The organism is Halostella limicola, assembly GCF_003675875.1.
Taxonomy (GTDB): domain Archaea; phylum Halobacteriota; class Halobacteria; order Halobacteriales; family Natronoarchaeaceae; genus Halostella; species Halostella limicola.
In genome coordinates, this window is sequence record NZ_RCDI01000001.1 from 1,066,350 (window position 1) to 1,079,952 (window position 13,603).

Annotated in this window: 14 protein-coding genes; 11 read left to right on the forward strand and 3 right to left on the reverse strand. The window is 68.3% G+C overall.

Annotated elements, in window-relative coordinates; all coding sequences use genetic code 11:
* Positions 1–367: 367 nt before the first annotated feature.
* Positions 368–1,264 carry a type II methionyl aminopeptidase gene (gene map / locus D8670_RS06405; RefSeq protein ID WP_121817232.1) on the forward strand — a complete coding sequence of 299 codons (897 nt, stop codon included), beginning with the start codon at positions 368–370 and terminating at the stop codon, positions 1,262–1,264.
* A 22-nt stretch (positions 1,265–1,286) separates the two neighbouring features.
* Here map and D8670_RS06410 read toward each other — a convergent pair whose 3' ends face one another.
* A complete protein-coding gene (locus tag D8670_RS06410; RefSeq protein WP_121817233.1) occupies positions 1,287–1,487 on the reverse strand; it encodes a DUF7835 family putative zinc beta-ribbon protein in 201 nt (66 codons plus the stop codon).
* Positions 1,488–1,753: 266 nt separating this feature from the next.
* Here D8670_RS06410 and D8670_RS06415 point away from each other — a divergent pair, with 266 nt between their 5' ends.
* The 3 genes from D8670_RS06415 to D8670_RS06425 all read left to right on the forward strand — a co-directional run bounded on the left by D8670_RS06415 (position 1,754) and on the right by D8670_RS06425 (position 4,231).
* A complete protein-coding gene (locus tag D8670_RS06415; protein WP_121817234.1) occupies positions 1,754–2,284 on the forward strand; it encodes an HIT family protein in 531 nt (176 codons plus the stop codon).
* Between the two features lie 42 nt (positions 2,285–2,326).
* On the forward strand, positions 2,327–3,256 hold the full coding sequence (locus D8670_RS06420; RefSeq protein WP_121817235.1) for a cation diffusion facilitator family transporter: 930 nt from the start codon (positions 2,327–2,329) through the stop codon (positions 3,254–3,256).
* A gap of 78 nt (positions 3,257–3,334) precedes the next feature.
* Positions 3,335–4,231, forward strand: coding sequence for a mechanosensitive ion channel family protein (locus tag D8670_RS06425; RefSeq protein WP_121817236.1), 897 nt, complete (start codon positions 3,335–3,337; stop codon positions 4,229–4,231).
* Here the strand turns inward: D8670_RS06425 and D8670_RS06430 are convergent.
* Positions 4,228–5,478 carry a tRNA (N(6)-L-threonylcarbamoyladenosine(37)-C(2))-methylthiotransferase gene (locus D8670_RS06430; protein WP_121817237.1) on the reverse strand — a complete coding sequence of 417 codons (1,251 nt, stop codon included), beginning with the start codon at positions 5,476–5,478 and terminating at the stop codon, positions 4,228–4,230. The genes D8670_RS06425 and D8670_RS06430 overlap by 4 nt on opposite strands.
* Before the next feature lie 237 nt (positions 5,479–5,715).
* Here D8670_RS06430 and D8670_RS06435 point away from each other — a divergent pair, with 237 nt between their 5' ends.
* On the forward strand, positions 5,716–7,665 hold the full coding sequence (locus D8670_RS06435; RefSeq protein ID WP_121817238.1) for a PGF-CTERM sorting domain-containing protein: 1,950 nt from the start codon (positions 5,716–5,718) through the stop codon (positions 7,663–7,665).
* 7 nt (positions 7,666–7,672) lie between these two features.
* On the opposite strand, the gene deoC is transcribed toward D8670_RS06435, so the two are convergent.
* Positions 7,673–8,311 (reverse strand): deoxyribose-phosphate aldolase, encoded by a 639-nt coding sequence (gene deoC, locus D8670_RS06440; protein ID WP_121817239.1) that lies wholly within the window; start codon positions 8,309–8,311, stop codon positions 7,673–7,675.
* Between the two features lie 125 nt (positions 8,312–8,436).
* Here deoC and D8670_RS06445 point away from each other — a divergent pair, with 125 nt between their 5' ends.
* From D8670_RS06445 to D8670_RS06470, 6 genes are all read left to right on the forward strand, one after another.
* The gene (locus D8670_RS06445; RefSeq protein ID WP_121817240.1) at positions 8,437–9,261 is read left to right on the forward strand and encodes a DUF63 family protein; all 825 of its coding nucleotides are present in this window, start codon (positions 8,437–8,439) and stop codon (positions 9,259–9,261) included.
* Positions 9,262–9,368: 107 nt separating this feature from the next.
* Positions 9,369–9,680, forward strand: a complete 312-nt coding sequence (locus tag D8670_RS06450) for a HalOD1 output domain-containing protein (RefSeq protein WP_162994208.1) — start codon at positions 9,369–9,371, stop codon at positions 9,678–9,680.
* Positions 9,681–9,811: 131 nt separating this feature from the next.
* Positions 9,812–10,537 carry a guanosine phosphorylase gene (locus tag D8670_RS06455; RefSeq protein WP_121817241.1) on the forward strand — a complete coding sequence of 242 codons (726 nt, stop codon included), beginning with the start codon at positions 9,812–9,814 and terminating at the stop codon, positions 10,535–10,537.
* A gap of 60 nt (positions 10,538–10,597) precedes the next feature.
* Positions 10,598–11,596, forward strand: a complete 999-nt coding sequence (locus D8670_RS06460) for an AI-2E family transporter (RefSeq protein WP_121817242.1) — start codon at positions 10,598–10,600, stop codon at positions 11,594–11,596.
* Between the two features lie 50 nt (positions 11,597–11,646).
* On the forward strand, positions 11,647–13,050 hold the full coding sequence (locus D8670_RS06465; protein ID WP_121817243.1) for a universal stress protein: 1,404 nt from the start codon (positions 11,647–11,649) through the stop codon (positions 13,048–13,050).
* A 117-nt stretch (positions 13,051–13,167) separates the two neighbouring features.
* Entirely contained in the window at positions 13,168–13,596 is a 429-nt protein-coding gene (locus D8670_RS06470; RefSeq protein ID WP_121817244.1) for a response regulator, read from the forward strand.
* Positions 13,597–13,603 lie beyond the last annotated feature (7 nt).

Below are 13,603 nucleotides of genomic sequence, written 5' to 3' on the forward strand. Positions count from 1 at the left end.
TATAACGCTTCTTAACCGGTTTTGAACCGTTATACGGCGATCCTGAAACCGTCGGGAGAGTGTGGAAAGTACAGTATGTCGACCTTTGTGCACGCGGGGACGGCGCCGTTCGCGCGGCTTCGGCCGATATCCGCGACGCGGACGGTCGAACGCGGCGAAATCGTGGTACTCGGTATCGAAGTACATAGTTCTCTCCGGAGAATGTCTGAGGGTTCTGCGCACCGTGCGGACCGGCGGGAACGCCGCGACGAGAGCCGCGCTGGCGGGACGCACCGACTCGCGCGCAGCGGCCGGGGGAAGTGGCGTCGAGAGCCTTCGGAACCGGCGAGACGCAACCTCTTTTTGCCGGTCCGGTCTACGGGGAGACATGGCAGAGAGCGACGTGGACCTCGACGACGAGAAGTACGAGAAACACCGCGAAGCGGGCGAGATCCTCGCGCAGGTCCGGGAGGAGACCGCGGACCGGGTGGACGTCGGCGTCAGCCACCTGGAGGTCGCCGAGTTCGCCGAGGAGCGGATCCGCGAACTCGGCGGCGAACCCGCCTTCCCCGTCAACATCAGCATCGACCACGAGGCGGCCCACGCGACCCCGAGCATCGACGACGACGAGACGTTCGGCGAGGAGATGATCAACCTCGACATCGGCGTCCACGTCGACGGCTGGCTGGCGGACACGGCGATCACCGTCGATCTCTCCGGCAACGACGACCTCGCCGCGGCCAGCGCCGAGGCGCTCGACGCCGCACTGGAGGTCGTCGAGGACGGCGTGAGCACCGGGGAGATCGGCGCCGCGATCGAGGAAGTGATCGACGGGTACGGCTTCAACCCCGTCGTCAACCTCACCGGACACGGACTCGGTCACTGGGAGCAACACACCGCGCCGAACATCCCGAACCGCGAGGTCTCGCAGGGCACGACGCTGGAGGCCGGCGACGTCGTCGCTATCGAACCGTTCGCCACGGACGGCTCCGGGAAGGTGACGGAGGGGGCCGACGAGGAGATCTTCGCGCTCGAACGCGAGGGGACGGTACGGAACCGGCAGGCCCGCCAGGCCCTCGAACAGATCACCGAGGAGTTCCGGACGCTCCCGTTCGCGACGCGGTGGATCGACTCGCCGCGCGCCGAGATGTCGCTGCGGCGACTGAAATCGCAGAACATCGTCCACGGCTACCCGGTCCTGCAGGAAGACGAAGGCGCCCTAGTGAGTCAGAAAGAGCATACGATCATCGTTACCGACGATGGGTGCGAGGTTACCACCGAGTAAGCGTGATAGCAAGTAGCACGGATCAGGCGTTGTTCATGCGCTGGCTGTGGCGCTCGCCGCAGCGCTGACACTCCGCGACGCGGTAGGGTTCCCGGGAGAACTGAGCGTTCTCTTCTTTGAGGCTCTCGGTTCGGATCTGAACGGACACCTCGTGAAGGGTGTCGCTGTCGCACGCGTCGCAGTGTTCCGTCATTCCGTCGAATGAGTCGTCGGTCGTTGCCATCGTAATTACTCCTGAAAGCCGATCCAAACATAAAAACCCTCGTTCGTTCTCCGCCGTTTGAACCGTTTATTCCGGTTTCTGGAGGGTTTATTCCGCAGCGCTCCACGTTGCTCTAGAAATACGGCCTAAGAGGGCGTTAGAAAGTTCAAAAACGGTTTTGGCGCGTTAAAACTACTATACTAGTTGACCGTATGACAGCAATCGGCGACGGCTCCCGTTCGCACCGGAGGTGAAAACCTAACTGCGCGGCACTCCCAGCACACCGCATGGATCAGGTGTTCGCGCCGTGGCGTATCGAGTGGGTCGAGCGCGAGGGCGACGGAGAGTTCGAGGACTGCGTCTTCTGCGAACTCCCGGACCGCGACGACGCGGCGTACAACCTCGTCGCTCGCAGCGAACGCGCCTACGTCCTCCTGAACAACTACCCGTACAACCCGGGTCACGTCATGGTCATCCCGCACCGCCACACCGGGTCGTACGCCGACCTCCCTGACGAGGCCCTGCTCGATCACGCCCGACTGAAGCAGCGTACCTTCGATGCGCTGGAGGAAGCGTTCGGTCCGGACGGCTTCAACGCGGGCCTGAACCTCGGGGACGGCGCGGGGGGCTCCGTCGACGACCACCTCCACACCCACGTGGTCCCGCGGTGGGAGGGCGACACCAACTTCATGCCCGTCCTGAGCGACACCAAGGTGATCGTGGAGGCCCTCGACGACACCTACGAACGGCTGCACGCGGCCTTCGCCGCGCAGGAGGGCGCGACCGTCCCCGACGAGGGGGCGGTCCGCGTCGAGTAGGAGTCGGTACGCCCTTAGTGCGGTGTCCCGTAGGTGCCGCCGATGGACCGGCGCGCGGCGCTTCGCAAGGTCGGGATCGTCGTCCTCTCGGCGAACCTGGCCCTCGCGCTCCTGAAAGGGGCCGTCTGGTACTGGACCGGGAGCCTCGCCGTCGGGTCCGAAGCCGTCAACAGCCTCGCCGACTCGACGTACAGCCTCGTCGTGCTCGCCGGCCTCTATCTCACCACGCAGCCGCCGGACTTCGAACACCCGCACGGCCACGAGCGGATCGAACCGTTCGTCTCCCTGTTCATCGCCGTCGCCGTCTTCGCCGTCGGCGGGATCGTCCTCTACAACGCCGTCGTCGACGTCCTCTCCGGCAGCGTCGTCGTCACCCGCGGCTGGATCGCCGGCGCGGTCCTCGCCGGCGCGGCCGCGACGAAGTTCGGGCTCTACCGCTACTGCCTGCGGGTCGCCGACGAGAACAACTCGCCGGCGGTGAGGGCGGCGGCGCTCGACAACCGCAACGACATCCTCACCGCCGTCGCGGCGCTGGTCGGGGTCGCCGGCGCGCAGGCCGGCTACCCCATTCTCGACCCCGCCGCGGCCGTCGTCGTCTCCTTCGGCATCCTGTACACCGGCGTCGAGATCGTGCGGGACAACGTCAACTACCTCGTCGGCGCGGCCCCGCCGGACGACCTCCGGGCGGAGATCGTCCGCAGGGCGCTCGACCACCCGGACGTCCAGGGCGTCCACGACGTGATCGCCCACTACGTCGGCCCGGAGATCGACGTCAGCCTCCACATCGAGGTGGAGGGCGACCGGACGCTCCGGGAGGCCCACGCCATCGAGACCGCCGTCATGCAGTCGATCCGCGAGATGCCGGAGGTCGACGACGTGTTCGTCCACGTCGACCCGAAGGAACTCGGCGAGTGGAAGGAGGACGAGGCAGCGGACGAACTGCTCCGGCGGATCGACGGCGGCCGCGAGTGAGCGGCGGACGACGCCCGGCGGCGTAGCGCGTCCCGGGACCCCAAGCGTTTGACTGTCGTCGCGTCGTACACCGTTCGGATGTACCACGCTGTCCGCCCCGTCCTCTTCCAGATACGGTTGCTCGACCGGTTCTGGCGGCGCTACGGCGAACTGCTCCTCGGGGTCGCGGAGTTCGCGGCGTGGTTCCTCGCGATATACGCGCTCGGCCGGTACGTGTTCGTTCCCGCGCTCTCCGGGCTGTTAGACGCCAGGAACGCCGATCCGACCTACGCCGCGGCGCTGGTGCGGGTAGCTCGGGCGGGCGTCCTGGTGGCCGCCGTGATGCTGGCGGCGACGGTCGCCGGGTTCGGGCGCGTGCTCGGCGGCTCCGCGGTGTTCGCCGCCGGCCTCACCGTCGCGCTCGGCTTCGCGGCTCAGGACGTCATCGGCAACTTCGTCAGCGGCGTGTTCATCGTCACCGACCCCAAGTTCAACATCGGCGACTGGATCCGGTGGAACGATCAGGAGGGCGTGATCGACGACATCTCCTTCCGGGCGACCCGCGTCCGAACGTTCGACAACGAGGTCATCACCGTCCCGAACGGCGAGCTCACGACGACGGCGGTGACGAACCCCGTCCTCAACGACCGCCTGCGGATCCGGCTGCCGGTGGAGGTGAGCTACGACGACGACCTCGACGCCGTCTCCGCGCTGCTCGTCGAAACCGCCGAGGAGCACCCGGAGGTCCTCGACAGGCCCGCCCCGGCCGTCCGGCTCACCGAGTTCGCCGACAACGGCGCCGTGCTCTCGGTCGGCGCGTGGATCGCCGACCCCGCGCGTTCGGACTTCGTGCGCATCCGGTCGGACCTCGCCAAGCGGGTGATCGAACGGCTCGACGACCACGACGCGCAGCTCAGCCCGCCGTCGGAGCACGAGCTATCGGGCGGGATCGACGTCGGCGGCGGGGGCGTCCCCCCGGGCGAGACGGAGCGCTAAACCGGGTCGGCGAGCGCGTACACCGTGTTGTGGCCCGTGACTTCGACCTCGATGAAGTCGCCGACCTCGAAGTCGCTCTCGGTGGCGTCCTGAACGATGATCTGCCGGTACGCGCCGTCGCGGCACTTCACGGAGTCGCCGGTGCCCTCCTCGACGACCAGCACCTCGCGGGTGGTGCCGACGAGTTCGTCGTACGCTTCGGCGACGATCTCGCGTTTGAGTTCGGACATCTCCTTCGAGCGGTCCTTCTTCGTCTGGCCGCCGAGACCCTTCATGTCCGCCGCGTCGGTGCCCGGCCGCTTCGAGAAGCGGGTGACGTTGACCTTCTCCGGGCGGACCTCGCGGAACAGGGCCATGCTCTGCTCGTGGTCGCGGTCGGTCTCGCTGGGGAAGCCGACGATGAAGTCCGTCGACAGCGTCCAGTGGTCGAGGTAGTCGTCGAACGTCTCGACGACCTCGACGAACTCCGACACCTGGTGCTGGCGTCGCATGTCCCCGAGCACGTCGTTCGACCCGGACTGGACCGGCGCGTGGATGAAGTTGTACAGCTTCTCGTTCTCGGCGAACACTTCCGCGAGCTCCTCGCGGATGCCGTGGATGCCCTTCGGGTTCGCCATCCCGACGCGCACGCGGAAGTCGCCCTCGATGTCGCAGATGCGGTCGAGCAGGACGTGGAGCTTGCGCTCGCCCTCGTCCCAGCCGTAGACGCCGGTGTCCTGGCCGGTGATGCGGATCTCCTTCGCGCCGGCGTGGACCAGCGCGCGGGCCTTCTCGACGTTCTCCTCGACCGGCGGCGAGTCGATCTTGCCGGTCGCCTTCTTCGTGATGCAGTACGAGCAGTCGCTCATGCAGCCGCGGGCGATGGGGAGGATGCCGACGACGCCGTCTAACACGGGGTCGGTCCCGCTCTCGGGCGTCGGGCACTCCCCGTTCCGGATCGCCGTGGGGACGTCGTCCCAGTGCAGCACCTGCGCGTCGACGCCCGCCTCGTCGAACTCCTCGCCCTGCGCGAGCGCCATACAGCCCGTGACGATGAGGTCGGCCGTCTCTTCCTCCAGCTCCTGCGCCCGCCTGAGCATGTTCCGCTCGGTCTTCTCGACGACGGTGCAGGTGTTCATGATGGCGACGTCCGCCTCTTCGGGTCCCTCGACCGGTTTGTGGCCCGCGTCGCGGAGCTTCCGCTCTATCTGCCGGCTCTCCCCGCGGTTCGACGTACAGCCGTACGTCTCGATGTGATACCGGGCCATTCGCTTGTCCCTGCTTGCGGCCCGGCGGTCAAAAGCACGACGGATTCGGGGCACCGACGCTTACGTGCCCGCCAGGCGAGCCGTCAGCCACGTTGCCCTCTACCCGCCGTTGCGTGAGCGACGCCACGTGCGGTCAGAAACCGCCGATTCAGGCCGCTCTCGGGCGTTGTTACACGCTGTCATCGGGGAAACGAAGTCGGTGGAGTTATAATTGATAAAATTACAAGTAAGAATACTATGGTGACATATAGCCGCGCGGCTATCGCCGTCGGCCTGGTGGTCCTCCTCGTGACGGCCCCGGTCGGCGCGGCCGCGACGGGACAGTCCCCCGGCGTAGCCCAGAGCGGTGCGCAAGACGACGATTCGGTCGAACCCGCGGACGAAGCGTACGTCGAAGACGACGGCGACGTGGTCCTCGTCTATCGGAGCGACGAGGGCGACGCCTCGATGAACGGCCGCTTCGGCGCGGACCTCTCCGAGGGGCTGTTCCACGCGTTCCTCAACGACACGATGGAGGAGCCGCCCGGAAACAACTTCACCGGGAACGCCTCGCTCGAACTCGGGCCGGAGTCGATGACCGGCGACGGCGCGTTCTCGATGGCGAAGCCCGATTCAATCGAGGACCTGAGCTTCGACGCGTCCGCGACCCGGACGCGCCAGGAGTCCGCCGCCTCGATGACGCTCGACGGCACCTTCGTCGACGAGTCGAACGCGGCCGCGCAGGGGACCTCCTCGCTCGAATCCGTCTCGACCGAGGGGAGGGTGACCGTCACCGGCACCTCGTTCTCGGCGGACGGGTCGACCACCGCGTCGGTCTCCGAGGCGCAGTCGCCCGCGGAGTCCGCGATGGCTCACGAGTTCACCCTCTCCGAGACGGGCGACGCGTACGTCCTCTCGGGGGCCCAGAACTACACCGTCGGCCCCTACGGCGCCGACGCGTGGTCCAGCCGCGAGAACGCGACGCGGACGCTCGAATCCCAGTTCGAGTCGGTCGCGAGCGACCTCGACGGCGAGGTCTCGGTCACGGTCGACTCGTACTCGTTCGACGACGAGACGAACCGCGTCGACATCGAGTACACGGTGCGATTCACCGGCGTCGACGAGGCCGTCTCCGAGCAGATGGCGACCTTGCTCTCCGAGTCCCGGGACCTGGACCTCTCCGAGAGCGAGGCCCGCGACCTCGCCGACCGCATCCAGTCGGTCGAACTGACCGAGCTCTCCGGCTCGGTCGAGGCGCGGTCGCAGGAGGTGAGCGCGCGCTGGTCCGTCCAGATCGACAACTACGACGAGGCCGTGCTCGCGACGTTCGACCTCGCCGAGGCCGCCGACGTGAACGCCACCGAGTCGGACCTCGAACGGGCCCGCAGCCAGTTCGAGGCCCAGCAGGCGGCGGACCTCCGCCGGACGGTCGAGTGGGAGGGGTCGGTCTCCTCGCCGTCGGCCGACACCGCGACGGTGGAGTTCGACGCCGAGTACCGGACCGAGAACTGGAGCGACTACGTGGACGAACTCGAGTCCCGCGACGTCGAGTGGCCGGGCGACTCCTCGTTCGAGTCCCACGCCGAGACGCGGGACGGCGAACTGACCGCCACCGTCTCGGCGTCGTTCAGCCAGGAAGGCCTGGTCGAGAACGCCATCGAGGGCATGCTGCAGGAGCCCGGGACGGCCGACCGCCAGTCCGGCAGCAACGAGCAAGCCCGGGAGTTCCTCCGGTCCCTGCAGCGCTCCGGGTTCGAGCGAGCGAAGATGGACGTCGCCGTCGGTGACGGCGCGGTGACCGTCGAGGCGGGCGCGAGCTTCGACAACGCCTCGGCGTTCCGCGACGTGGTGTCCGACGAGTACGGCGACCTCGGCGTCGCCAGCGTCGTCGGCGAGACCGAAAACGGCGAGACCGTCACGTACGTCCGGCTCCGCGACGCCGTCGGGTCCGACGCCGACGAGTCCGACGTGCGGGCGCTCTCGACGGTCGACGACGACACCGAGGTTCACACGGCCGACGACTGGAACGAGTCGGAGACGGAGTTCCCGGAGATGAACACCGAGGACGCGCGTAACTACCTCGGCACCGACGACGGCGGCGACGGCGAGGACGAGACCTCTGACTCGTCGCTGCCCGGCTTCGGTCCGGTCGTCGCGCTGATCGCGCTCGCCGGATTCGCGCTGGTCGCCCGGCGCCGCGCCGCCTGACGACGGACTACTCGTTTTTCGACCCTTCGACGATCGCGACGCCGCTCGACGCGCCGATCCGCTCGGCGCCGGCCTCGAACATCTCGATCGCTTCCTCGTAGCTCCCGACCCCGCCGCTCGCCTTGACCGGGAGGTACTCGCTCATGATCCGGACGTCCGCGACGCGCGCGCCGCCGTCTGCGAACCCGGTCGAGGTCTTCACGAAGTCGGCGTCCGCGTCGACGGCGGCCTCGCAGGCCCGCCGGAGTTCGGCCTCGTCGAGCAGCGTCGCCTCGACGATCACCTTCACCGTGATCGGCACGGCGGCGACGACCTCCGCCAGCTCGTCGCGGACCGCGTCGTCCTCGCCGGCCTTCAGGCGACCGACGTTCAACACGACGTCGAGTTCGTCCGCGCCCGCGTCCCACGCGGCGACGGCCTCCTCGCGCTTGACGCCGGGCGCGTGCTGTCCGTGCGGGAACCCGACGACGGTGGCGAGGGTCACGTCGGGCGCGTGGTCGTCGGCCAGATCGACGTAGCACGGCGGGATGCAGGCGTTCATCCCGTATTCGTCCGCCTCGTCGAGGACCCGCCGGACGTCGGCGGGCGTCGTTTCCGGACCCAGTACGGTGTGGTCGATGCGTCCTGCGAGCGTCTCGCTGTCCATGTCGGCAGTCTCGCCCGCCCGGTAGATAAGTCTCCGGCGTTCGGAGCGAGCCGACGGACGTGCACTCCGTCTGAGCGTTTCAGTTACCGGAACCTTTTCGGTGGTTCCGGCGCTGTTCCGCCCACATGGTACTGCCAGAAGGTTTCGTTCTGCCGCCGTTGCCGTATCTCGTGGGGTTGGGGATCGGGTTCGCCGCCGTCGTCGCGCTCCTGTGGGCGCTCTCTCCCGCCGTCACCGACGTGACCGTCCTCGCGTTCGCGCCGTGGATGGTCGCCGGATCAGTTCTGCACGTGCTCTACCAGCAGGAGGCGTTCCCGCCGGTGCTGGAACCGCTGTTCAGCACCGGCGCGGTGTACCTCACGACGGCCATCGTCGCCGGACTCGTCTGGATCGTTGCCGTCTTCCTGACCGCGATGCGCCGGAACGCCTCGGTCGCCCGGCAGCTAGGGACAATCGGCACCGGCGTCGCCGTCACGTTCGCCATGTTCTCCCTGTACCTCGGGACGCAGGACGGCTCGGTCGAGCTGTTCTGGCCCGTCATCGGCGCCGTCCTCGCCGGCGTGGTCGCGGCGCTGGCCTGGCTCGTCCTCGGTCTCACGATCACCGACGCGGCGGCCGTCACCGGCATGAGCGGCGCGCTCGTCGTCTTCGCTCACTCCCTCGACGGCGTCTCTACGGCCATCGGCGTCGACGTGCTCGGCGCGGCCGAGCGGACGCCGGCGTCGCGGGTGGTCCTCGACCTCGCTGCCCGACTGCCCGTCGCCGACACCGTCGGCGTCGGCTGGCTGTTCGTGCTCGTGAAGGTCGCGCTCGCGCTGCTGGTCGTCTGGCTGTTCGAGGAGTACGTCCGCGAGAGCCCGCGACAGGCCCGCCTGCTGCTGGCGTTCGTCGCCGCCGTCGGGCTCGGCCCCGGCGCGCACAACCTGCTCCTGTTCGCCGTCGCCGGGTGAGGCCGGGACGAAAATATACCTGACCTTATACTTGTCTGACAAAGTTATTTATTCGTGAACGTGTCAGCTGAAAGCGCGAAATCCGGTCAGACGGGTGGGAGATACACATGAGCGGCGAACAGACGGAACCAGTCGACGGAGGCACAGTGTTCGACCGAGCGGCGACGGGCTCGGAGTACAGGTACGACGTCCCCGCGGGCGAACCGCCGAGCGTGGCGGTCGCGCGCGCCCTCGCGGCGGTGCGGGCCGAGTTCCCGCACGAGACGACGCCGCAACTGTACGACTACGTCGACCCCGACGCGCTCGACGCCATGTTCGCCGAGTGGGGGTCACACGCCGAGACGACCAAGGTGGAGTTCGACGTCGAGGAGCGCACCGTCGTCGTCCGCGGACACGGCGAGGTCGTCGTCCGCGGCTGATACTGTCGGGCGTAAGTCATCGAAGCATTTCGCGGTGACGTCCCCGCGAAATAGCTGAAACAGTTACGGCCGACAGCGTGACCCCGGCGAGAAGCGCACGCTTTTTCTCGGCGTCCCGCGAACGGGAGAGTATGGCGAAACAGCCCCATCTCCTTGTGGAACCGGGCGATCTGACAGACGTCGCGCTCGTCCCGGGCGACCCGGGCCGCGTCGACCGGATCGCCGGTCACTGCGACGACCACGAGGTCGTGGCGGAGAACCGGGAGTACAAGATCGTCAACGCCGAGTACGAGGGCCGCGAGCTGACCGTCTGTTCGACCGGCATCGGCAGCCCCTCCGCCACCATCGCGGCGGAGGAACTCGACGCGGTCGGCGTCGAGACGCTGATCCGCGTCGGCACCACGGGCGCGCTCCAGCGCGGCATCGAGATCGGCGACATGGTCGTCGCGACCGGGGCCGCGAAGGACGAGGGAACGAGCCGCCGGTACGAGAGCCCGACGCTCCCCGCGGTGCCGGACTACGACGTGCTGACGTCGCTGGTCGACAGCGCGGAGGCGAACGACGAGGAGGTCCACGTCGGCCCGATCGCCACCGACGACGCCTTCTACGCCGAGACCGACGAGTACGTCGAGAACTGGGAGGCCGCCGGCATCCTCGCCGTCGAGATGGAGGCCGCCGCCCTGTTCACCCTCGCCCGCCGCAAGGGCATGCGCGCCGGCGCCATCTGCACCGTCGACGGGAACCTCGTCGAGGGCACGCAGAAAGGCGAGACCGACGAGGACGAGCTCCCGGAGAAGGCGAAGAACAACGTCGACCGCGCCATCGAGATCGCGCTCGACGCGACGACGGAGCTGTAGGCCGGCGACGGTCCGCTCGCGACCCTCCGCTTTTGCCGCTCGCCGTGGCCACCGATCGGTATGGACACGAGCCGCGGCTTTCTGATCGCCCTCGTCCTCGCGCTCGGCGGTATCGCGGCGATGCTGGCGATGCCGTTCCTCCAGTTCCTGCTTCTCGCGATCCTCCTCGTCTATGTCCTGTACCCCGTCCAGAAGCGGCTCGCGCCGCGGATCGGTCCCGGCTACAGCGCGTTCGTCCTCGTCACGCTCACCTCGCTGCTCGTCCTCCTGCCGCTGTTTCTCGTCTTCCGGTCGGTCTTCGACCAGGCGCAGACCCTCTACGCCGCCATCCGCGACGGGGAAGTGACGGTGGCGCTCGTCGAGGACACGCTTGAGAACGCGCTGGGCGTTCGGCCGGACCTCAAGTCGATGTTCGGCAACGCGCCGCAGGAACTCGGCTCGACGGCATTCGACGAGGCGCTCGGCATCTTCGACCTGGTGACGCACGTCCTGATCGGGCTCGGAATCACCGCGTTCCTGCTGTACTACTTCCTGAAGGACGGCGACGCGTTCGTCGACTGGCTCCGGGACGTGATCCCGCTCCCGGACGACGTGGTGACGGAACTGTTCGACGAGTTCGACAACGTCATGTGGGCCGTCATCGCCGGGCACGTGTTCGTCGCGGCCATCCAGGGCGGCATCGCCGGGATCGGCCTCTTCGTCACCGGCATCCCGAACGCCCTGTTCTGGACCGTCGTGATGATGGTGCTCGCGCTGTTGCCGATCGTCGGCGCGCCGCTCGTCTGGGGGCCGGCGGCGCTGTACCTCCTTGGGCAGGGCGACACCGCCGCCGCGGTCGGCCTGACTATCTACGGCACCATCGTCGTCGGCGTCACCGACGACTACCTCCGTCCGGTGGTCGTCGACCGGCGGGCAAACCTCAACCCCGCGGTGATCCTCTTCGGCATCATCGGCGGCGTCTACGTTTTGGGCGCGATGGGCATCTTCTTCGGCCCGGTCGTGCTCGGGGTGCTGAAGGCGACGATAGACGTCTTCGACGAGAAGTACGAGGACCTCTGACCGCCCCTGGGACCGGGCGATTTTAACCGTCCTCGCGACGACGCTCCGGTATGTTCGACGCGCTCCGGACCCGGTACCGCGACGCCGCGCGGCGGCTCCGCCGGGTCGAGCGCAGGGAGATCCGCGACTTCCACCGGTGGATCGAACACACGGACCACTTGGTCCACGCCAGTGCACTGCTGGCCGTCCCCCTGCTCGTCGTGCTGGTGACCGTGATCTCGAACGCCGTCCCGCAGCTCTCCTTCCTGCTGTTCCCGCCGCTCGCGTCCGGGACGTACACGCTGTTTTCCGATCCCGAGGGGCGGTACTCGTCGCCGCGGCGGTTCGTCGCCGGGCTGACCCTCGGCGCGGCGAGCGGGTGGCTGGCGATCGAACTCGGGTCGCTGTTTCTCGCCGAACCGGTCGGTCGATTCGAGGTGAGCGCCCCGGCGGCCGCGCTCGCCGTCTTCCTCACCGGTGCTCTCACCTGGGCGCTCGACGTCGAGGAGCCGTCCGCCTACGCCTGCGGCCTCCTCGTGTTGCTCATCGACGCCTCACCGTTCGCGTACGTCGTGAGCGTCTTCACGTCGACGTCCATCGTCGCCCTCGTCTTTCTCGTCTGGCGGCGGGAGTTCTACGAGAACCGGGCCCGGTACCTCTACCGGTCGACGAAGGGTGACGACCACGTCCTCGTGCCGATGCGGGGCGACCGAGCGACGGCGACGGCGTACCTCGGCGCGCGCCTCGCCGCGGCCCACGACGCCGGCAAGGTAGTCCTGTTCGCGACCGTCCCTCCGGACGCCGACGGTGATGCGGCGGACGCGTCGGGCGGCGAGGACGCGGTCGAGGGGGCGGCCGACGCCCTCGCCCACCGCCTCGAATCGTGCGCTGCGAACCTCCAGACGAAGGTCGGGGTGCCCTGCCAGGTCGTCGTCGCTTCGTCGGACGCCCCCGCGAAGGCGACGCTCCGGACGGCCCGCGAGGAGAACTGCGACCTCGTCGCCACGCCGTACGAACAGCGCCACGGTCACCTCTCGTCGTACGTCCGGTCGCTGTTCGGGAGCGACCTCGACGTGGTCGCGGCGCGCGTCCCCGCGGGCGAGCGCCGCTGGCGGCGGGTCCTCGTCCCGATCCGCAGCGCGGGCGAGCGGGCCCACGCGAAGGTGGAGTTCGCCTGTCGCCTCGCCGGGCCGAACGGCCGGATCGCCGTGGCGACCTGCATCGACGACGAGCACGAGCGCCGCCGCGCCGAGGCGATGCTCGCCGACGTCGTCGAGGCGTTCGACGGGCCGTTCGAGACGCGAGTCGTCCGCGACTCGATCGAGTCCTTCCTCGCGACGACGGCTTCGACGTACGACCTGACGATCATCGGGGCCAGCACGGACCGCACCGCCGCGTCGCGGTTCATCTCGCCGCCGACGTTCGAACGGATCGACGAGGTCGACGCCGCGGTCGCCGTCGTCCACCTCGGGTGAGCGGTCCCGTCCCGCTCCGGTCGACGGCGCGAGGAGCGACCAGGAACTACCAAAGTGTTTAGTAGGTCACCTTATGCCCCTTAGACGTTAACGACGTTATAACTACCACCTGCTCTCATGCTCCACATCCTTCTCGTCGAAGACAACCCCGGCGACGTCAGACTCACGCGCGAGGCGTTCGGGATGGCGGACGTCGAAACGTCGATACGCGCGGTCTCGGACGGCGACGAGGCGCTCGATTTCTTCACCGAGTGCCGCGACGACGACTCGATCACCGCCCCCGATCTCGTCCTGCTCGACCTGAATCTGCCGCGGGTACACGGGTTCGACGTGCTCGACGAGATCAGAGACGACCCCGACTTCGCCCGGCTGCCGGTCCTCGTGCTGACGAGTTCGGCGGCCGATGAGGACATCGCGCAGAGCTACGACCTCCGCGCGAACGCCCACCTCACGAAGCCGGACAGCCTCGGCGAGTTCGTCGAACTGGTCGAAGCGGTCGAGGAGTTCTGGTTCGAACAGGCGCGGCTGCCGCCGCTCCCCGCCTGAACGCGGC

Coding starts and splice junctions, on each gene's coding strand:
- D8670_RS06445 (WP_121817240.1), top strand. CDS start 8,437: ATGGTACTGCCAGAAGGTTTCGTTCTGCCGCCGTTGCCGTATCTCGTG.
- D8670_RS06470 (WP_121817244.1), top strand. CDS start 13,168: ATGCTCCACATCCTTCTCGTCGAAGACAACCCCGGCGACGTCAGACTC.
- deoC (WP_121817239.1), bottom strand. CDS start 8,311: ATGGACAGCGAGACGCTCGCAGGACGCATCGACCACACCGTACTGGGT.
- D8670_RS06435 (WP_121817238.1), top strand. CDS start 5,716: ATGGTGACATATAGCCGCGCGGCTATCGCCGTCGGCCTGGTGGTCCTC.
- D8670_RS06465 (WP_121817243.1), top strand. CDS start 11,647: ATGTTCGACGCGCTCCGGACCCGGTACCGCGACGCCGCGCGGCGGCTC.
- map (WP_121817232.1), top strand. CDS start 368: ATGGCAGAGAGCGACGTGGACCTCGACGACGAGAAGTACGAGAAACAC.
- D8670_RS06425 (WP_121817236.1), top strand. CDS start 3,335: ATGTACCACGCTGTCCGCCCCGTCCTCTTCCAGATACGGTTGCTCGAC.
- D8670_RS06420 (WP_121817235.1), top strand. CDS start 2,327: ATGGACCGGCGCGCGGCGCTTCGCAAGGTCGGGATCGTCGTCCTCTCG.
- D8670_RS06450 (WP_162994208.1), top strand. CDS start 9,369: ATGAGCGGCGAACAGACGGAACCAGTCGACGGAGGCACAGTGTTCGAC.
- D8670_RS06455 (WP_121817241.1), top strand. CDS start 9,812: ATGGCGAAACAGCCCCATCTCCTTGTGGAACCGGGCGATCTGACAGAC.
- D8670_RS06410 (WP_121817233.1), bottom strand. CDS start 1,487: ATGGCAACGACCGACGACTCATTCGACGGAATGACGGAACACTGCGAC.
- D8670_RS06430 (WP_121817237.1), bottom strand. CDS start 5,478: ATGGCCCGGTATCACATCGAGACGTACGGCTGTACGTCGAACCGCGGG.
- D8670_RS06415 (WP_121817234.1), top strand. CDS start 1,754: ATGGATCAGGTGTTCGCGCCGTGGCGTATCGAGTGGGTCGAGCGCGAG.
- D8670_RS06460 (WP_121817242.1), top strand. CDS start 10,598: ATGGACACGAGCCGCGGCTTTCTGATCGCCCTCGTCCTCGCGCTCGGC.